General features: G+C 62.4%; 21 protein-coding genes and 1 pseudogene. 7 read left to right on the top strand and 15 right to left on the bottom strand.

Annotated features, from left to right (window positions below; translation table 11 throughout):
- Window positions 1–75: 75 nt before the first annotated feature.
- The 5 genes from HN018_RS19270 to HN018_RS19255 form a co-directional block, all read right to left on the bottom strand.
- The gene (locus tag HN018_RS19270; protein WP_171835833.1) at window positions 76–1,275 is read right to left on the bottom strand and encodes a hypothetical protein; all 1,200 of its coding nucleotides are present in this window, start codon (window positions 1,273–1,275) and stop codon (window positions 76–78) included.
- An 817-nt stretch (window positions 1,276–2,092) separates the two neighbouring features.
- Window positions 2,093–2,395 carry a hypothetical protein gene (locus HN018_RS19265; RefSeq protein ID WP_171835832.1) on the bottom strand — a complete coding sequence of 101 codons (303 nt, stop codon included), beginning with the start codon at window positions 2,393–2,395 and terminating at the stop codon, window positions 2,093–2,095.
- Between the two features lie 807 nt (window positions 2,396–3,202).
- Window positions 3,203–3,703, bottom strand: a complete 501-nt coding sequence (locus HN018_RS29740) for a DMT family transporter (RefSeq protein ID WP_275434158.1) — start codon at window positions 3,701–3,703, stop codon at window positions 3,203–3,205.
- A 227-nt stretch (window positions 3,704–3,930) separates the two neighbouring features.
- Window positions 3,931–4,260: a hypothetical protein gene (locus tag HN018_RS29735; protein WP_456307002.1), complete on the bottom strand. Its 330-nt coding sequence runs from the start codon at window positions 4,258–4,260 to the stop codon at window positions 3,931–3,933.
- A 48-nt stretch (window positions 4,261–4,308) separates the two neighbouring features.
- Window positions 4,309–5,103 carry a thioesterase domain-containing protein gene (locus HN018_RS19255; RefSeq protein ID WP_171835831.1) on the bottom strand — a complete coding sequence of 265 codons (795 nt, stop codon included), beginning with the start codon at window positions 5,101–5,103 and terminating at the stop codon, window positions 4,309–4,311.
- Window positions 5,104–5,220: 117 nt separating this feature from the next.
- On the opposite strand from HN018_RS19255, the gene HN018_RS19250 reads away from it, so the two are divergent.
- Window positions 5,221–5,475, top strand: coding sequence for a hypothetical protein (locus tag HN018_RS19250; protein ID WP_171835830.1), 255 nt, complete (start codon window positions 5,221–5,223; stop codon window positions 5,473–5,475).
- A gap of 156 nt (window positions 5,476–5,631) precedes the next feature.
- Here HN018_RS19250 and HN018_RS19245 read toward each other — a convergent pair whose 3' ends face one another.
- The 5 genes and pseudogenes from HN018_RS19245 to HN018_RS29435 form a co-directional block, all read right to left on the bottom strand.
- Window positions 5,632–7,626, bottom strand: a complete 1,995-nt coding sequence (locus tag HN018_RS19245) for a hypothetical protein (protein ID WP_239478837.1) — start codon at window positions 7,624–7,626, stop codon at window positions 5,632–5,634.
- Window positions 7,627–8,148: 522 nt separating this feature from the next.
- Window positions 8,149–8,451: pseudogene (locus HN018_RS29440) on the bottom strand (lytic transglycosylase domain-containing protein); the annotation flags it as partial.
- A gap of 9 nt (window positions 8,452–8,460) precedes the next feature.
- Complete coding sequence (locus HN018_RS19240) at window positions 8,461–10,248, bottom strand: hypothetical protein (RefSeq protein WP_171835828.1); 1,788 nt, start codon at window positions 10,246–10,248, stop codon at window positions 8,461–8,463.
- On the bottom strand, window positions 10,245–10,877 hold the full coding sequence (locus tag HN018_RS19235; protein WP_171835827.1) for a hypothetical protein: 633 nt from the start codon (window positions 10,875–10,877) through the stop codon (window positions 10,245–10,247). Before HN018_RS19235 ends, HN018_RS19240 begins: the two co-directional genes overlap by 4 nt.
- 56 nt (window positions 10,878–10,933) lie before the next feature.
- Window positions 10,934–11,131 carry a helix-turn-helix domain-containing protein gene (locus HN018_RS29435; RefSeq protein ID WP_171835826.1) on the bottom strand — a complete coding sequence of 66 codons (198 nt, stop codon included), beginning with the start codon at window positions 11,129–11,131 and terminating at the stop codon, window positions 10,934–10,936.
- Window positions 11,132–11,439: 308 nt separating this feature from the next.
- On the opposite strand from HN018_RS29435, the gene HN018_RS19225 reads away from it, so the two are divergent.
- On the top strand, window positions 11,440–11,769 hold the full coding sequence (locus tag HN018_RS19225; protein ID WP_171835767.1) for a hypothetical protein: 330 nt from the start codon (window positions 11,440–11,442) through the stop codon (window positions 11,767–11,769).
- A gap of 91 nt (window positions 11,770–11,860) precedes the next feature.
- Here the strand turns inward: HN018_RS19225 and HN018_RS19220 are convergent, their stop codons facing one another.
- A complete protein-coding gene (locus tag HN018_RS19220) occupies window positions 11,861–12,259 on the bottom strand; it encodes a DUF5615 family PIN-like protein (protein ID WP_171835825.1) in 399 nt (132 codons plus the stop codon).
- Complete coding sequence (locus HN018_RS19215; protein WP_172443496.1) at window positions 12,256–12,897, bottom strand: DUF433 domain-containing protein; 642 nt, start codon at window positions 12,895–12,897, stop codon at window positions 12,256–12,258. The genes HN018_RS19220 and HN018_RS19215 overlap by 4 nt, the downstream gene beginning before the upstream one ends.
- A 254-nt stretch (window positions 12,898–13,151) precedes the next feature.
- Between HN018_RS19215 and HN018_RS19210 the strand changes: the two genes are divergently transcribed.
- Window positions 13,152–13,409, top strand: a complete 258-nt coding sequence (locus HN018_RS19210) for a helix-turn-helix domain-containing protein (RefSeq protein WP_171835823.1) — start codon at window positions 13,152–13,154, stop codon at window positions 13,407–13,409.
- A 59-nt stretch (window positions 13,410–13,468) separates the two neighbouring features.
- Window positions 13,469–13,717 carry a hypothetical protein gene (locus HN018_RS19205; RefSeq protein WP_171835822.1) on the top strand — a complete coding sequence of 83 codons (249 nt, stop codon included), beginning with the start codon at window positions 13,469–13,471 and terminating at the stop codon, window positions 13,715–13,717.
- Window positions 13,718–13,918: 201 nt separating this feature from the next.
- Here the strand turns inward: HN018_RS19205 and HN018_RS19200 are convergent, their stop codons facing one another.
- A complete protein-coding gene (locus HN018_RS19200) occupies window positions 13,919–14,944 on the bottom strand; it encodes a glycoside hydrolase family 99-like domain-containing protein (RefSeq protein WP_171835821.1) in 1,026 nt (341 codons plus the stop codon).
- A 307-nt stretch (window positions 14,945–15,251) separates the two neighbouring features.
- Between HN018_RS19200 and metX the strand changes: the two genes are divergently transcribed.
- Together metX and metW are read left to right on the top strand one after the other, a co-directional pair.
- Entirely contained in the window at window positions 15,252–16,421 is a 1,170-nt protein-coding gene (gene metX / locus HN018_RS19195) for a homoserine O-acetyltransferase MetX (RefSeq protein WP_171835820.1), read from the top strand.
- Between the two features lie 4 nt (window positions 16,422–16,425).
- Entirely contained in the window at window positions 16,426–17,031 is a 606-nt protein-coding gene (gene metW, locus HN018_RS19190) for a methionine biosynthesis protein MetW (protein WP_171835819.1), read from the top strand.
- A gap of 183 nt (window positions 17,032–17,214) precedes the next feature.
- On the opposite strand, the gene HN018_RS19185 is transcribed toward metW, so the two are convergent.
- Together HN018_RS19185 and HN018_RS19180 are read right to left on the bottom strand one after the other, a co-directional pair.
- Window positions 17,215–17,595, bottom strand: a complete 381-nt coding sequence (locus HN018_RS19185; RefSeq protein WP_171835818.1) for a type II toxin-antitoxin system HicB family antitoxin — start codon at window positions 17,593–17,595, stop codon at window positions 17,215–17,217.
- 2 nt (window positions 17,596–17,597) lie between these two features.
- A complete protein-coding gene (locus HN018_RS19180; protein ID WP_171835817.1) occupies window positions 17,598–17,789 on the bottom strand; it encodes a type II toxin-antitoxin system HicA family toxin in 192 nt (63 codons plus the stop codon).
- 50 nt (window positions 17,790–17,839) lie between these two features.
- On the opposite strand from HN018_RS19180, the gene hpaI reads away from it, so the two are divergent.
- Window positions 17,840–18,790: a 4-hydroxy-2-oxoheptanedioate aldolase gene (hpaI, locus tag HN018_RS19175; RefSeq protein WP_275434157.1), complete on the top strand. Its 951-nt coding sequence runs from the start codon at window positions 17,840–17,842 to the stop codon at window positions 18,788–18,790.
- Window positions 18,791–18,840: the final 50 nt, after the last annotated feature.

Raw genomic sequence — 18,840 nt, 5'->3', positions numbered from 1 at the left:
GACGATCAGGCAATGACAAGCTTGTCGGCACCGCAGAAACCCCGCCCTCAACCGGCGTGGTTTTGTCGTTCCATGCTATGCCCAATGCGGCCTTGGCGCCGGCTTCTTCCGTTCCGCCTCTTCCGCAGCCGTCCGATCGTGCCGATCAACCATCTGTTCAAGCCCGTCGGATAGGGGATCAAGGCCGACAGCGACTTCTCTAGCGCGTTGTAGCCATGCCTCCAGTGGCGGCAGTAGACCGTCGGCTTTTCCCCGCATCTCGACGGCCTCGATCAAGCGACAGACCAATCCAGCGTCGGAAAAAGATCTCGCGGCCGCGGTGATGTCGTCTCGCCTGGCCAACGTCAGACGTTCTTGATACTCACGGTCCTCCCTTTGGCGCGCCAGTTCAGCGCGGCGCTCAGCCTCAGCCTGCTGTTCGTCCTCCCGCTGGCGCATCGCGACTCCCAGAGCGACCAAACCTATGAGAATGTTGTCGAGCATGCCCTCCAACCGCGCGCTTCTCGTATCGCTCCAGCGCTTCCGAAGGTCCCTGCGCCACCAGACGTAGCTGTCGGAATGAATGGTTAGTAGGCTGCTAGGAAAATAGTCCCATAGAGGGACCTTTTTGCCCCATCTGGCCTCGTCCTGCCGTTCTGCCGAGGTGGGAATATGCGGTGTCCGGTCCTGCTTGCCCAAGATGCCCAGCTTCACCGTGTGACCCTCAATCAGCACGCCTTCCGCCGTTACCGGATAGCCTCGTTCCTCAAGTGCTTTCACCAGGGCGTCCAAGATGCGCAGCGCTCGATCCTGATGCTCCTTAACAACCGACACTGAGAGGCTCTTCGGCTCATCCGGGATGGTGTTGTGGCGCCCATACGGGTCGCGGCCTGCCGGGTGGAGAGGTCGCGCTGGGCGAACCGCGGGATGAGGCTTCCGCAGTTCGTCCGAAACCCGGATGCGGTTTTCCTCAACCTCGAAAGATCGAACGCATGCGACCAAAACAGGATCGGACTGTGGTTCTAGTTCCAGTGTGGCAGGAACGGTTCGTGTGATGGTGGCCATGTTCTGGTGCGGCTGACTGACCGGAGGAAGCGGCGGCTTCGATGGCACCTTCTTGCCATTTTGTTGCTTGGCCCAATACCCCCGAGCCGGAACTGGGATCGCGAGCTTCCGACAGGTTTTTGCCAGCGCATTGCTGCTGACGCCGTAATCCTTGGCCAAGCGCAGCATGGGTGTGGACCAGACCTGCTCGTACAAGACCTCTCGGGTGACGTTGGCGGTATCCGGCGGCATAGGCGGAGGATCTCAGCAGGTGATGAATTTTCCAACCCCAACACGATGTCGTCCCGGAAGAAAGGTAGTTTCCAACTGAGAGACGAAGGTATGCCGCCCGGTAGCCGCCGATTAGGCATTCGTCGCCGGCGTTCAGTTCGCTCGTGTGCTCGTCAGCTCGGATCCTGCCACGCTCATGCTGGCCCTGGGCGAGCAGGTCGTCTTGATCCGGAACGCGGTGCTCGAGGCCGGATATTCGAAGGAAGGCCTATCTGGCGGCGGAAGCCTTCGAGACCGGCGCGCGGAATGAGTGGCTGCGGATCGCCAGCCCGAAGCGGCCGACGACGTGGGGGACGGCGTGACAAGAGCCCGTGGCTACGTCCGCACCATGCACGGCGACACCCTCTCGAAAGCGTGACACACTGACCCGTGATCTGTACAAAACAGCTGGGACCCGTCGTTCGGCAACCCAGAGGCAAGTACCAGAGGGATCGTCCATGCCAACATACCGCGTCTATCCGCTCGACGTGGCGGGGAACATTAAGGGGGCAGGATCCGACGTTGAGTACAATGACGATGATGACGCCTTCAACTTTGCCAGCATGCTTATGGCCACGGGCAATTACGTCGAAATCTGGCGAGGCACCAAGAAGGTGTGTTGCAAGCCGGTATAACGCGGCTGGTTAACGCTCGAAAATGCTAAATGCGGTTGCTACGGGCGGACAAGCCAAATTACACACTCGACCGCACCTCCTGCGCTTGTGAGACCCATTGCAGGTGTGGCCCTGTAGAAGCGCGTCCGAGATTGATCGCGGTGGGGTCCCGGATGGTGGGTAGGCTAGAAGCAGAGATTGCAGTGTCGCAGGCACTTCGTGAAGCCGGCCGGCAACTTCGTGCTGAGCATCGGGCTGCCACCGCCCGGATGCGCGATCAGATTGCCGAGGCTCGTCGTGAAATACGCGTAGCCAAGGAAAGCCTCAACGCAAGTCGAAAGTTTGAGGAGCTTCTGCTTGGATCTGAGTAAGCCCGCTTGCTGATGATTGAGCTGAGCTCGACACGGTAAAAGGAGGAACATCCTGATGCCTTGGATGATGATCGCACTCACGAGCAGCATGTCGTCGGCCAGAGATGAGGCCTGCATTATGGCTGCGTGCCAGGGCCCATGGATGACAGCGCTGTCTCCGAAGGAAGCTTGCCTGCTGGTGAGCAACGAAGGCTACGGCCAACGAACAAACCGCTTCTTGGTCTTTTCACCACTGATGGCGACAATATGCGCCTCGGTCCTCTCGAGGTATCAAGCGACAACGTGCCCAATGCCGGACTTCCACAAGATGACGGTGCTGCTCGCCAATGGGTCTCCCGGGCATATTTTTGCGCCGGGGCTAGTTACCTCCCCCTGAAAGCCCTTCTGCTTACGTGCCGGAAGCGTGGCCGAAGCCAGCGGCGGATCGATCCCATCGGTGATCCACTCCTTGATAGAGCCTTCAGTCGCGAAGCCTGCCGCTGTGAGCTCCGCCTGAACGCTGGCACTCCCACTTTTGATCGCCGCCCGGCGAGATTTGCCTAGGGCACGGGAGGCTCGCCTGCAGGATGCCCATGGACAACTATCAGCCACCCCGGCACGGTGAGAGTCTCAATTAGTGGGCAGCGCGACGATGAGAGGTTCACAGCTTCCAGTCTTGCTTGCAGCCGCGGGTCTAGCGGTGATCATCGGGGTGCTCGCCGCTGTGCTTTATCCACATCACTCCGGCAGCTTGCCCCCACCACCGACGCCCGCTGGAGCCGTGGTGAATGGAGCGGCTCAAGCAGCCCACTAGCTAGAGGTGGCTGTGCTAAATCCAAGAAAAAGCGGGTCCAGGAGGCTCGGCGCTCGCGTCCTAGCCATTTCGCGGCCGGCCGATGTTAGGCCCGACAGATCTTATCGACCGACCGCCAAGCGCAATGGCTGTTACCCAAGCTTCATCTTCAATGCATGCTGGTGCCCATGCCGATGGTGTAGGTCGGGGTAATGCGAGTGCCGATGCGGATGGGTATGCGGCTCACGCTGGTCAATGCCCGGTGCATGATCATGTTCGTGGTGCTCGTCATGACGATGACGATGCTCGTGCTCCAATAACGTGTGGAAGTGCTCGTGCTCATGCCGCTCGGCCAGGTGCAGCCACAGTCCGACACCCATCAGTCCGGCAGCCGCCAACAACGTCACCGAGATCGTATCGCCCAATATGACGACGGCCAGCACAGCGCCGAGAAATGGCGCTAGGGAGAAGTAAACTCCGGTCCGCGCTGCGCCGAGATGACGCAAGCCGAGCACGAACAGCACTAGACTGACGCCGTAGCCGAAAAAACCAACGACGCCGGCAGATAGGACAACTGTGGTTGCCGGGATCTCCGCGCCGCCCGCCAACGCCAGCGATAGGTTGACGATGCCCGCGACGAGGCCCTTGAGCATGGCGATCTAAACCGGATCAGCCGAGGAGAGCTTGCGGGTCAAATTGTTGTCGATGCCCCAACAGAGGCAGGCCCCCCGCAATCAGCAATCCTCCCAACTCGAAGGATGCTCGTCCTTGCCACGATAGCAGCACACCGCCCATCAGGATGGCGAAGGCGCCGAGGAGCAGGCGGCGATCGACGTTCTCCCGAAACCACAGCTAGGCGATGCTCATCGTCGCCAGACCCTCAAGGTTCAGCAGCAAGGACCCCATGGCGGCGGCGGTATTGGGTCAGGCCCAGCATGAGCAGTAATGGGCCGCCGATGCCGCCGAACAGGATAACCAATCCCAACCAAGGGAGGTCCGATCGGCGCAAAGGCGCCTCGGTGGCTGGCAACCGCAAGGCGGCACGGCACACGTGGACGACGGCAAGGCCGGTTCCTGCCCCGAAGTAAAGCAATCCAGCTAGCAGATGCGGATCGACCAAGCTGAGCAAGAGCTTGGCGAACGGCGTGCTCGCCCCGAAGAGGACGGAGGAGAGCAGGGCAAGCAGAATACCAGAACGATGCATCCACACGACTTAGCCGATCACGTCCATCGTGTCCGCAAGATCAGACGCAGATCGTCAAGCTATGGGTGTCAGACGCTTACGAAGATGCCGACGCAGCGCAATAGCTAACGAGGCGGCCTCAGCCCGCACCATCGTGTGATGGTCACCGGCAACCTGTTCAACTGTCAATCGACGTAACAATGGTTTCCAAACTCCCACAGGGTCAGGCGGAAACTCACCGAGCCGGATCGCAGCCTTGAAGAACGTCATGTCGCCGGAAAATTTCGCTGGCTGATAGGTTTGCAAGGCAGCTTTGTTGATAAGTTTCTCTGCTTGAAACGGATCCGCCGAAATGGTTTGGCCTTGAGATAGGCCGGGCACCGGCCTACCAAGCCTGACCATGATCCGGAACAGTAGGTTCTTCTGTATGACAATCAGCTTTCCGGGGATTTGTTGAACGGGTGTGCGGAAGATGCCGGCGACCTTGCGCTTCAATAACCGCATAGATAAGCCCTCGTCCGGACAGGTCTCGATCAGGCCAAGTAAGCGAATTGACAATCCGCGCTGCTTCAGCCGACGCGCCATTTCGAAGGCAATCAGGCCACCGAATGAATAGCCCGCGAGTATGTAGTCACCATCAGGCTGCAGGGTCGCTAAAGCGTCCGCATACAGCGCCGCCAGATGCTCAATACGATTTGACGAACCCGCCACATCCAGGTCTGGCGTGTGGAAGCCGTAGATCGTGACGTCGGCGCCGATCGCGACCGCCAGCGGCAGTAGCTCATTCATGCTGCCGCCCAGACCAGGTATCAGAAACAGTGGCGGATTGGTGCAGCCCTGCTGCAGGATACGGAGAATGGAACTTGTCATCCGACTGCTCCTCGTCTTCCGCCTAAGCTTAGAATCCTAGCCAGGTTCAAGGGCGTGATGAAAAGTTCGGCCGGCTGATCGTGGTCCGACGATTGCGTTAGTGCTATGCTTGTCGCTATGGCAGCACTATCTGCAGTCTTTCTCGGCCTTGGCTTCCTCTACTTCTGGCTTTGCGGCTGGTGGTTCATCGGCCTTGCTCTAGCCGTGGCGTGGAGCCTTTTCGCCGGCGCAAACTGTACGCTGCCGCAGTTCGCCTTCATCCTGGGCTTCTCGTTCGCACCATTCCTGACCCGGTTTGCTTGGCGCAATCGTGCAGCTATCCGGCAGGCCATGCTTGAGGACAGCAAGAGCGTGGCGTTCAGGGATCGTTGAGTGTGATCCCCTGGATCATCCATCTGCCGCCCCACCTGCTGCTCCTAGTTGGCAGCGGCTTCGTGTTGTGGGGCTACGTGACCTTCTACAGGCTGCGCGCGATGTGGTTTTACCGGCATATCAGGGGCATCTCCCTGGCCGATCGACCCGAGCATACTAATTCCCGCCGCCGGCAAGAGGGTTAACAGCCTTCTGATAGGCAGCCGGGTTCGTAAGTCGATTGATCAGTTCCTGAGTGACCATGTTGGAGCCGCGGGTGGCGAGGGCATTGGCGCCATATCGCGTTGCTGCTGCAGCGCTGCCGAGCATCGTACCGATCGGACCCGCAGCAACCTCTCCGACCCCAGGTAACAGCATGTTCACCATGTGCCCGGGCATGCCGGCGCCACTGCTGACCGCGTTGATCAGAGAGTTCGAGCCGAGATTCCGGAAGGTGTCAGAGCCCGGCAGCCGGCCTTTGTAAACGGCCGCGCCGGCTTGTCTCAGGTTTTCCCGCAGCGCGATCAGGGCCTGCTGCTGGTCAGGTGTTACACCATCAGCTGTATTGGCGCCCGGCGCTTCCTGCTGCCGCTGCAGCGTCTTGATCGTGCTGTCCAGCTTGGCGAGCGTGATGTTGCCCTGGCTGTCCGTGATGCCGATGCCCTGCTTCTGCAGCCAGTTCATGCCGTCGATCGGCGCCGAAAGATCGCTGTACTGTTTGATGAAGTTGCCGAAACCCGGTGCGCCTTGCTCGATGGTAGCGTCCAGGCCCGGTTTGAGCCCAATCAGTTGGGCGGCGGCCTGGCGCCCGTCCTGCGCGGTGCCTGCGGCCTTCGGCGAAATCATTGCATTTATCTGTTGGCGGACATTCCACAGGTGCTCGGGGTCGGCCGTCGCAGCGCCCGTCTGGGGATCGGTCTGTGTTACGTCTTGCAGCGTCTGCTGGAGGTCAAGCAAAGGCTTCTGGACGGACGGGTAGCCCTTCTTACTGTCGATCGCGGTCTGCAACTGGTCGGAAAATGGCTGGATGTCGACTGGCTGCGCGTTCGAGAACGCCGCATCATGCGCCTGCGAGGTGACTGCGTCGCGAGCTGCTTCCATCTGCGCGACGTCGGCAGGCGTCCCCATAATCCCGCTGAGCACCTGCATGCGCGCGGCGTTATTGGTGTCCTTGATCCCGGCGAACAGATTGCCCGCGCCGGGATTGCTGCTCGTCAGGTAGGTCTTCAGGGCGGCCAAACCAGGATTGCCGGTGGCCTCGGCTGCATCAAAAGCGCCCGCCGGCAGGACACTGCTCGGCGCAATGGCGGTGGGGCCACCTTGAGCAAACAGCCGAACAAGCTTGTCAGCAACATCGCCGGCCCCGCCTTGCGTGAGCACGAGACCCTGCGGCTTGATTGCGGTGGGGATTGCCTGGGGCGGCTGGGATGGCGCCGTTATTGATGGGCCACCGGCACCAGAACCGTCAGCTGCTCCTGCAAGTGGGTTGGTCGGCGCAGATGGACCCGACGTGAGACCGTTTACGTAGGGCGAGGGGGTAGCCGCAGTCGCATCCCCGGCTGTATGGCCGGCGGGCCCAGCATCTGGAGACGCTGCATCTGCAGCCGCGCCACCGGTTCCTGCAGCTGCAGCACCTGGCGCCTCTGCCGCGGTGTTTTTCGCGGCCGGTGACAGCATGTCGAGAAGGCTGCCACCAGCCTTGCCGGTATAGAGGGCGATCCCCTTTGCCAGCGGTGCCGCGGCAAGCCCAACCGGACCGAGCCCGGCGCCCAGCAACGCGCCCCAACCAGCATCAGCGCCTGTCTGGTCGGGGTCACTTGTTGCGACGCCACCGATCGAGCCTTTAAGCGCGCCACTCGTTACCGAGGAAAGGACGCGCCCGGCTATGGTGGGCGCACCAGCACCCGTTGCCAGGGTGGCGCCTGCTTGTGCCGCTCGTCCTGCCACGGTTGCCTCGCCGCCAAGAGCAGCAGCGCCCGCACCGAGGGCACCACCTGCAAGTCCGGCCCCGGTCTCGATGAAAGGCAGCGACGTCGCGATCTGGCCGATGACGTTGCCGACCTTGCCGGCGGTGGTTTGCCCGGGGCCAGCCGCATATGCGGCAGCATCATCCTTGGCCAGCTGGTCGTTCTGCGCCTGCCGGGTTGCCGTATAGCCGAGACCATCGTCCAAGGTCTGCAGGAACGGGATCGCCTGGTCGGCACCGCCGATGAGCCGGTTGGCTGTCCCGGCAACGCTCGAATACCCGGCCTTCAGGCCGCCCAGGAGATTGCCGAAGGTTCCTGTCGCGGACGCTGGCGCGCTGGCGGACGGTCCAGCAGATGCAGGCGGGGCGTTTCCGGTCATGGCCTGCATCATGGCTTCGTCGGATGGCCGGCCAGGTGCAGACGATCCGCTGGCGGACGAGGTTGGCGCGGCACCGCCGGTTAGCATGGCTTGGAACGCTTGATCGTCGGGCCGGCCGGCGGCAGTCGGGGTGGCGGGCTGAGCCGACGATGACGGTGGTGCCATTGGCGACGGCGCGGCGTCCGACATGCTGCCGGTGTTGGCGGCCGCGATCTGGTACGGCGCTGCGGCCGACGCACTGTTCTGCGACTGACCGACCGCTGCGGCGACGGTGCCGGGCTGATAGAAAGAAGCGACCCGGCCGCCGTACGCGGCAGTCTCCGGGTTGTTCCAGTGAGCTTGATTTGGCCCCGCGTTATAGGCTTTCAGAGATGCGTCCGGCGAACCGTATTGATCGATCCCGTCGCTGAGCAGCTTTGCGGCGGCATAGATGGATTGCTCAGGGTCGTGCGGATTCACACCCAGCCCTTGTGCGGTGGCCGGCATGATTTGCATGAGGCCGATCGCACCCTTGGGCGAAATCGCGGCTGCGTTGCCGTTACTTTCTGCGCCGGCAACGGCGCGAAGCAGATCGGGATCCACGTTCCAGGCTTGGCCGGCTTTCTGGAAAACGGGAGCGTAGGTATCGAGCGACGGCACGGTCTGGGACATGTGCTTGCCTCAGTTCATCGGGACGGCATGCGGGCCAGCCGCTGGTGTTGCTGTGGCGGCGACGGCAGGGCCGCTGTCGGGGACTGCCGGAGTGGTGCTGGCAGGGGTGGCCAGCCCAAGCTTGGTCGGGTCGATAAAGCCGTTCTGCGACGCGTGCCACACCTGATCGAGAAAGCCCGACTTGGATGACGGTGACATGCCATTGAGCACGGTCGATCGCTGCTGCGGTGACATCTCGTCGAAGATGTAGGCGCGTGGGTCGGCCGTCCTGTTCCAGGTCGTGGCCCACTGGTCGTATTTATCCGGTGGAAGGCCGGTCTGCGCAAAGCTTTGGGCCTGGGCTTGTTGCTGTCGCTCAATGCCGATCGTCGCCTTGACCACATCCTGCGCCGCAAGGTTGCTGATCTTCGTCGAGGCATTCGAGGACAGTGCGGTCGCGAGCTTGGAATCTGAGCCCATCGCGCCGGCGGCGTTCGATGCATATTGCGTCAAGTACTTTGACGCTTCGTCATAGCTCTGGATCTGCGACGGGTTCACACCCGGCAGATACTTACCCAGACCAAACGGCGTTTGGGTGTTGAAGAACGATGCAATTGCCTGCGTGGTCTCGCTCCCAGGTCCGGTCGCACCTGCAGTCTGCAAGGAGGTAAGAGCTTTGCCGAGCTGGTAGAGGCGGCCGCCGGAGCCAGCGACCGAGGAATAAAGCGTGTGCAGGTCGCTGCCAGATCCACTGCCAGCCTGCGTTTGTGCCGCGGTTGCCGCAGGACTGATCCCGGTCGGCATGGCGCCAGCCGGCAGGCCCGAACCCGAATTGTCGGGTGGTGCGCCGGTCGGATAGATCGCACTTGGAGCCGAGGAATCGCCAGATGGTGCCGGTCCCGATGCGGCGCCAATGCCGCTTGGAGCTCCAGCACCGCCAGCCGGGACGGATCCGCCTGGCAGTAGGATGCGGCCGGTGCCAAAGGGCGACTGTTTGGGCACCAGATTGCCGAGGCCGACCTGACCCGCACGAAGTGCCGTCGGAATGCTGAAGCTGCTACCGTCAGCCGCAGTACCGGTCTGCGGTGCGACCTGACCCTCGGGGCTCAGCGTGTTCTGGTAGCTCGTGTTGGTCGCGCCCGGGTTGGTGTACGGGTTGACGTCCATGGTCTGCGTCGTACCGCCAAGGCCCACGGTGGCGACGTTCGGAGTAAGCGTACGGATCGCTGCCTCCGGTCCAGCTGCCTGGCCTGCGACCCCTGCTAGCCAAGTCTTCAAACGCCCAGAGTAGGCGGACGGCGCCTCACCGTTGCCCAGCGTCGGCATGCTTGGTAGGACGCTCTGCACGAAGGCGCCGACCGGCTTCCCGGCAGCGGCCTGGCCGGCGACCGACTGGTAGATATCACTTGGCGCTAGGTTCGGATTCGAAAGAAGACCCGCCATGCCAGCACCGACTGCGTTGGTGCGGTTGGTCGTCTGGGCGAGGCTGTCCTGGTTCAGGCCGTATTGGCCACCTGCGAGCCCCTGGCCCTGCTTGATGGCTTCTGTTGCACCATACGCTGCATCCGGGTCGTTCTTCACGCCCGTTGCAAATGCTTGGGAGTTGAATGACCCATCCGCATTTATGGCTGACTGCGCGATACGTCCGAGCGCGTTCTGCGACGCAAGTGTCTGTTTTGCGCTTTGAATCGCGAGCTGATTGCGCTGAAAATCCTGCACCTGTGATGCAATCGCCAGCGGATTGCCCGGCGGCACAACGCCCTGGCCGGCCTGCAGCGCGACGGTAGATTGTTGTGGGCTCCAGAGACTTCCGCTCATGACTGCCTGCCCGCCGTCTGGTTAATTGGCGGTTGCCCGCTTGATGCTGTCGCACCGCCCGTTTTCTGTTTGATCGCAGCCAAAGCGACATTCATCGACATTGCGTCCCCGACAGCTTGCTGAAGCTTGGCTTGCAACTGCGACGGCGAGCCCTTCATCTTGTCGACAAATCGAGCTGCTACCTCGGGCGAGACTGCTCCGGATTTCACGGCAGTCATGGCTTCCCGAATAATATCACCATGGGTTACGGACGGGCCTTTTTGAAGAAGGGTTCCGAGGTGGTGAACGGCCGCGTCGGTTGCAACAGCATGCTGGTCGAGCTGGCTTGGGGTCAGGTTCGCAGCCTTTATCTGCTGCATCAGCGTCTCGAGCGCTTGTTCGGGATCTGAACTGGCCTGCTGCGGTTGTGCAGCGGATATCGTAGCTGGCGGTGGCACCAGCGAGCCCGGCGTCGTGCCCGAACCGATCCGCGGAGGCGCGGGCTGGATAGTGGAAACGGACGCGGCGCCCGGCGCGAGCTGGTTGCCGGCGAAGGCGCTTACGGGCTGGCTCGTGGGAGCTTGCGCGGCGATGAGCATATTGCCTGGGCGGCCGCCGTGATTACTCGTCGGCGTGCCGGCGCGTGCCATGTCCGCCAGGATCGCCTGGCGCTCGGCGCCGGCAGGCGGTGGGATAGGGGCGGCCACTACTCGGCTACCATCGTCGGTGAGCGTTCGGTTGAGGCCTCGAGCCAAGCCTGCAGCGAGTCCTCTCGGATCAGCGCTTTCCCACCGAGCCTTGTGACAGCCGGGCCATGTCCAGATCGGATGAGTGTATTTAGCGTCACCACATGGACGCGCGCACGCTCTGCTGCTTCACGCTTTGTCAGGAGAAAAGTTCGCAACGTGGAACTCCTTAAATCTTCTCATCTCTCGCTCTAAAGCGAAAGTCCGTCCTCCAATATAGCAAAAAAAGAAAGGAAAGTGAAGCTTAACGAAATATATAGCGCAATCTGTCCTTCTGTCCGCTCTTGTTCGTGGACATTCTGTTGTGTCCAGGGTTAGGTTTGACTCGTGATAACCGAGCAAGTCTTTTTGCTCAGCCGAAATTAGCTCAGAAACTTTGGGGGCGCGGATCAGGTCAGGTTGATGTGCTTGACGTCGTGCCCTTCGGCAGCCGATCGTTCCGCCTTCAACATCAACAGGAGCCATCGTGCGCGGCCTCTCAGTCCTCGTCATCCTTGCCGCCATATGGTCCGGCATTGTCCCCGCCAGCGCCCAGACCTCTACGAGCGCGTCCGGCCTCGGCTCGACGTTCAATCCAGCGACACCTGGTGATCTGGTCGTCCATCACCATAAGGCCTATGCCAAGACCACCTATGGTATCTCGTGTCCCGGCGATCGCGTCGTGTGGGTCAACACGAACAGCGGCGTCTACCACCTCGAGGGCGAACGCTGGTTCGGGCGGACCGCGGCGGGCGATTACGAGTGTGAGAAAGCGGCCAAGGCAGGGGGCGATCGGGAGACCCGTAATGGGCAGTGACGTGTCTGGTCGAACGGTGGTTTGGGCTGGCGCTTGTCATGCTTACATGCAGCGTCCCATAAGACCGGCAGCTACGTCCGGTCATTTATGATTAGCGATTAGATTTTACGAATCCATCCGACACTTCGATAAATAGGCGTGGCATGCCACCCCGCAAGAACAGTGCCCATTCGTTCTCTATAAACGACATGGCAGCCTCAAGGCGTTCTGCCGCGCGAGCCGGGCGACAGCTAATTTTGATGAGGTGGAGCTTCTTCGCCTTGCTCTTGCTGAACCCGGCACCCCGCGCGATCTGCAGGAAGTCGTTGTCGACACTTAATAGGATCGCCCGGTTTGCCATGGCGACGGCGGCGACGATTGGATCGGGCGTGCGGACCGCTATGGCCATCCGCAAGAACTGGGTTTCGTGGCCAGCTTTTTCGAAAGTACGGGCCGCAGAGTCAGGAACGCACTGATCGGCGAAGATTTTAAGCTTCGCTTCGCCGGTCACGCGGCGGCCGCATATCCATTGATTGCCGCCATGATGTCGGCCTCCGCCAGGTCGGGATATTCGGACCGGATACGGTCAATGTCGTAACCGTCCTCGTGGAGCTGCTGCACTAGACGGACGGGAATACGGGTCCCGGCGACCACAGGCTTGTTGCGAGCTATCGACCGTGATTGCTCGACATGCCCGACCTGGTCGTCAGTGCGCTGGCGCATCGCATCGACGTCTCGACGGGTATCATCGATCACCACCTTCAACGGGATGCCGATGACATACTGTCCGCCTACGATCTCTTGTGGCTTTCCGGTGCCGGGTTCTTGGAAGATCACCCGCCGGTTCAAGACATAGAGCTTCGTCCTGGCCCAATGCTCTGGCTGGTTGATGCTCAGCTGCTCGGCGACCTTGCGGAGGTGCTGCAGGGGCACGTTGTTCTGGACCCTCAGCATGCCCAGGATGCGCAAGCCGACAATGTCACGGAACGAATAGAACCGCGGACTGGAGCCGAAGGGCTCGTCCGTCGGATATGAGGGTGAGAAGAACCCAGTCCGATCCCAGTACTTCAGCTGCGATTTGCTCAGCTGCGTCAGTCGCTGAACGTGGTCGACGCTGAATGCCGCCATGAGGTTTTCGGCCGGCTTCACGGGTAAGGCCCTCTCGGTTTTCCAGGTAGTCTGGGGAGTGGCCCTGGAAGACCTTGACTCCGAAATGATAATGGGGCGAGCCCCTCTGTGATGCAATCGCTACGACGTATCCAGACGTTTCAGGCTGGATTCTGCCAAGCTGGGGATTACGTCATGCCGGTAGGCTGGCGCAGAAGGTGCCCTACTTCTCCATCAGCGCCCGCAGCGTCTCGAACAGCTTCCGCCTCTCATAGAGACAGCTTACCCTTCTTCCCATGCCCAAAATCCGTCAGCATGACGTGCCGAGCACTATCCGCCAGAGCTTCGCCCTTCGCCTCCAGGAGCTTCGCGCCGACCACGGTCGCCACCTCGGCCGCGGCCCTCTCAGCCAACGCGCCTTCTCCGAGCTGCTGGGGATCGATAAGGACCGCTACGGTTCCTACGAGCGCGCGGACCGGGAACCACCGCTGGAGATCCTGGCAAAGCTTCGGAAGGTGACGGGGATGAGCCTGGACGAGCTGATTGGTGGCTGACGTTTGGTCTTCGAATGCCCCGCCATCTGACGCAGACCGTCCTCACAAGGAAAAACCCATTGAACGACGATCCACTCGCAAGCGGAACCGCCTTGGCAGCAGTCGTGCTGCAAACGCAAATCCTACATGCTCTCATTCGAACCGGGGTGCTCCCCCAGAAACTGGTCGCTGCGATGATGGACATAGCCATCCAGTCGGTGGAGGAGATGCCCAGAGACAAAGGTTTCGGACCGGAGGTTGTGGCGGTGGCACGGGAGCGGTTGCTGAGCGTTCAGGCGATGGTCGAGGCAGCCAAGCCTCGAGGGTAATCCACAACGCATCGACGCCGCAGGAACCTACTTTCAACAGCATACGCGCTGGTGAGGTGCTTCTGGGAGTAGGTCCAGCGCCGGCCGTGGTGTCTGAGCTTCATGCGGCGGGCAGCCAAACATGAAATTTCGGATTGAGAAGAGGTGAAGCCCCAGTGAAGCCCGACCGTTTAAAAATCCAAACTAGATCTCCCCGATACTCTAGCCAACCAGTTGTAAAACAACAGACAAGTCCAGCAGGTGCTCGCCGTTGAACCAGTAGAAATAGAACACGAACCCGTCGATCCCGGCCGCGCGTGCCATCGCCGCCTGCTGCCGCAGCACGCTGGTACCCTCGAGCCGGTAATGCCCGAGATCGCGCGGGATGCGCGGCTGGTAATGGCCGGCGAAGCGCGGCAGCCCGCGGGCGATGTTGGTCCACTCGGTGAAGCCGGTTCCCCACCATTCGTCGTTGCGCGCGACCGCGTGGAACTGCGGCAGGTAGTAGGCGATCACCCGGGCCCGGCGCGTGACCGTGTCGGGTAGGCCCCGCCTGGTCTCGAAGAACGGCCCGGCCTGGGTGTTGCGGCGCATCTCGCGCGGCAAAGTGGTTTCGCCGGACGGCAGGCTTGGGTGAACTCCCGGCCGGTCGCGGTGGACCAGGTAGTGCAGCAGCGGGTTGGCCTCGAGGTCGCCGCCCAGGTAGCGCTGCCGGTAGAAGGCGGGATCGAACCCCGCGAACGGTTTCCGGGCCTCCCGGAAACCCTGCACCATGTAGTGCTCGAGCGGATCCAGCCCCGCGGCGGCGACGTCCGGATAGGCCTTCAGGTAAAACGGGCTGTCGAACTCAGCCATCGCGCTGACCAGGCCGCCGGCCCGGTGCAGCAGGTAATGGCGCAGCGCCAGCATGCCCTGCGGCACCGTATAGGTCCGGTTGTACCAGGCAGGATCGAACCAGCTGCTCGGGCGGCGCTCCTCGGTCTCGCCACGCATGATGTAGTGCAGCAGCGGGTCGATCCCCTCGGCCGAGACGTCCGGGTTCTCCGCCAGATACCAGCCGGGATCGAAATACAGGTTGGGCTTGCGGCCCTCGCGCCAGCCATGCGCGTGGTAGTGCGCCATCGCCTCCGGCCTTGGCCCGGCCATGTCGGCATTGCAGGCGACATAGTAGTCGACGTCGAACAGGCCGGACTGGTCGAGCAGATCCAACGTGCTGCCGATCGGGCCCACGAGCAGGCCTGTGCTCATGGGACAACACTCATGGGGCGACGCTCATGATTGATCCTGGTCGATATCCGGTAACGAAACGTTAGTGAACGTTAGGCATGCGGCTCCCCGGACAGCAAGAGGTCGTTTCGTTACCAATAGGAAAAGTGGGCTCCGTGCCGCGGTGGCAGTGATCAGCGTGCCAAATGGCGGCGTGCAGTTGGTGTCCGCCTGCCGTCACCTGGGCCGCGAACACGGATCAGGGTCACGAGGAGGTCTGGTGACGCGGGGGCGAGCCTGCTGCATTGTGCCGGTCCCGACCTGCGCATCCAGAGAACGCTCCCGAGCCATGGACCAGTCCGCTGCCCTGATCGACAATCCGCATAGCCACGTCACCTTCGGGGAGGGGCTGGAGCTCGAGTGCGGCATCGCCCTGGCGCCCCTCACGATGGCGTATCGGACCTATGGGACGCTCAGCGCCGCTGCCGATAATGCCATCCTGGTGTGCCATGCGCTGACCGGCGACCAGTATGCCGCCGAAACCCATCCGCTCACCGGCAAGCCGGGCTGGTGGGCCAGGCTGATCGGAGCCGGCCTGCCGATCGATACCGACCGGTTCTTCGTCATCTGCATCAACGTGCTCGGCGGCTGCATGGGCTCGACCGGACCGCGCTCGCCGCGGGATGGCGGCGTGGCGGAACCGTGGGGCACCGAGTTCCCACCGGTCACCATACGCGACATCGTGGCGGCGCAGGCGAAGGTGGTGACGCATCTCGGCATCCATCGGCTGTTCGCGGTGATCGGCGGATCGATGGGCGGAATGCAGGTTCTGTCCTGGGCCGCGACCTATCCGGACCGGGTGTTCGCCGCGGTGCCGATCGCCGCCGCCTCGTTCCATTCGGCGCAGAACATCGCGTTCAACGAGGTCAGCCGGCAGGCGATCTTCGCCGATCCGGACTGGCGCGGCGGGCGCTACTGGGTGGACGGGCTGGTGCCGGCGCGTGGCCTGGCGGTCGCCCGGATGATGGCGCACATCACCTACCTGTCAGAGGAAGCGCTGACCCGGAAGTTCGGCCGCCGGGTCCGGCGCGATCCGCACGTGGCACCCGTCGATGCCGATGCACCGCTGAGCCTGTTCGGCGAGATGTTCGAGGTCGAGAGCTACCTGCGTCACCAGGGATCGAGTTTCGTGCGCCGGTTCGACGCGAACTCGTACCTGACCATCACCCGAGCGATGGATTATTTCGACGTGGCGATGGACCATGGCGGCGACCTGTCCGCGGCGTTCGCCGGCACCCGGACGCGCTTCTGCATCGTGTCGTTCTCGTCCGACTGGCTGTTCCCGACCGCGCAGAGCCGGACGATGGCACGCGCGTTGAACAAGGCCGCCGCAAACGTGAGCTTCGTGGAGATCGATACCGACAAGGGCCACGACGCCTTCCTGCTGGACGAGCCGGATTTCGACCGCACCATACGCGGCTTCCTGTCCGGTTGCGCCGAACATGCGGGGCTCGGCTAGCGCCATGCGCCTCGACCAGAAGCTGATCGCGGAAATGATCCAGCCGGGCACGCGCGTACTCGATATCGGCAGCGGCGACGGCTCGCTGATCGAGCATCTGTTCCGCACCCGCAACTGCGACGCGCGCGGCATCGAGCTCGACATGGGCGAGGTGACGCGCTCGGTGTCGCATGGCCTGCCGGTGATGCACGGAGATGCCGACAGCGATCTCGCGCATTATCCCGATGCCGCGTTCGACTATGTGGTGTTGTCGCGGACGCTGCAGGCGGTGGAGCGGCCGCGCGAAGTGCTGCGCCAGATGCTGCGGATCGGGACCAGCGCCATCGTGTCGTTCCCGAATTTCGGTCATTGGCAGCTCAGGCTGCAGCTGCTGCTGCGCGGCCGCATGCCGATGACCGATGCCTGGGGCCGGCCCTGGTACGAGACACCGAACATCCATCCCTGCACGATCCGCGACTTCTTCGCCTTGTGCGCGGAGGAGGGCTATGCGGTGCAGCGCTGGATGGCCGTCGACGACAAGGGCGACCGTGCGCCGTGGCAGCGGTCGGTGCAACTGGCAAACCTGTTCGGCGAACAGGCGCTGTTCCTGCTGGGGCGGGACAAGAGCTAGCTCTTTCGGTCTGATCGAGACCAGCGTGTCTGACCCTGGCGGCTCCTGTGAACTTCGGTATCGGTGTAGCGGAGACGTCGGCATCTTTTCCCAAGCCGCGGGCAGTCGGTTTTCGTGAACTCAATGACGCGCCGGTCGAGCAGGTTCTTCAGGTCGGCACCCTCTGACCCGAAACCCGCCCGATCAGATATGCTCCAATTTTTCCCGTGCGGCTTCGGCCAGAAAGCGGCTTCTGTTCCGGGTGGTCTGGTCGATCCGGCGCAGCAGGTCGCTTGGCAGCATGACGTTGACCCGGACCGGCTTGGTCGATGGTGCGGCATCGACCAGGAATGCTACGGCGTCACGGTTGTGCGGATCGGCCATCACCTGGTCTGTGGATGAAGGTTCAGGGGCAGCTTCGCCATCTTCGGCCAAGCCTTCCAGATGCAGCGAGAGCGCTTCGGCGGCGGCGATGCGGGCCTCTTCCAGGGTGCGGCCTGCGGTCACGCAACCAGGAAGATCAGGAAAATCGACGCCGTAGTCGCTGGAGGCGTCTTTTCGCAGCAGCGCGATATAGGTTGCCATCCTCATGTCCTCAGCTTCAACCTAGCCTGTTTCTCGATGCTTTTCAGTGTGCCGATCGGCAGATCACGCTTCGGATGGGGCACCGTCACACGGCCTGATTTGATCGGGTGCTTGAACTGCCAGTGATCACCTTTCGTCGCGACGTGCGACCATCCGTCGACCTGAAGCGCTGCGATAATCTGTCGGCTATCCACACACACTAACTACACACTTGCAGGTTATTGGTCAAGCAGATGTGGAGAACGTGGATGATGCGAGGGGGCACATCGCTGCGATCGGGAAGCGACCCGATGATCTGGTCGCACTCGACGGAAATCGGGTGCTGAATTTCTCCAATGGCGCACAATGGTTGATCATGAAGTTACAGCGTAGCGAGGTCGGCATGACGGATCGGACGGCACAAGGTGACTCCTTCAAGACCAGGCTGGGGCAGGGAACCCTGCAGGTCGGTTTGTGGCTCTCCCTCGCCAATTCCTACACCACCGAGATCTGCGCGGGGGCCGGGTTCGACTGGCTGCTGATCGATGGGGAACACGGGCCGAACGATCTGCGGTCGATCCTGGCTCAGTTGCAGGCGGTCGCGGCCTACCCATCGCATCCCGTCGTTCGGCCGCCCTCCGGCGAGACCTGGATGATCAAGCAGTTGCTCGATATTGGCGCCCGCACCCTGCTGGTGCCGATGGTCGAGACCGCCGAGCAGGCGGCGATGCTGGTCCGGGCGGTGCACTATCCGCCGCACGGCGTGCGCGGTGTCGGGGCGGCTGTGGCGCGGGTGTCCGGCTTCGATCGGCGGCGTGACTACATGAGCGAGGCCGCTACGGAGATCTGCCTGCTGGTGCAGATCGAGACCCGGCTCGGACTGGATAATCTGGAGGCGATTGCCGCGGTCGATGGGGTGGACGGGCTGTTCATCGGACCGGCGGATCTTTCCGCATCTCTTGGGCATCCGGGCAATCCGACTGCGCCGGCGGTGCTGGCGGCGATCGACCAGGGGGTTCGCCGGATCGTTGCCTCGGGCAAGGCCGCCGGCATCCTGATGGGCGACGAGACGCTGGCACGCCAGGCTATCGCCGCCGGCGCCTGTTTCGTTGCGGTTGGGACCGACGTATCGCTGCTGGCACGCGGCAGCGACACACTGGCGGCGCGCTATGGATGCGCCCGGCCTGCGGTGGGCACGTCCGGCTCTGTCTACTGAGCGTCGGAGTCTGGGTGCATGGACCGACATATCACGCCGCGCTGACTTAA

It is taken from the genome of Lichenicola cladoniae, from assembly GCF_013201075.1.
In the GTDB taxonomy this organism is placed as follows: Bacteria; Pseudomonadota; Alphaproteobacteria; order Acetobacterales; family Acetobacteraceae; genus Lichenicola; species Lichenicola cladoniae.
Note: the sequence above shows the minus strand (reverse complement) of the source record. Positions and strands in the feature narration are given on the sequence as shown.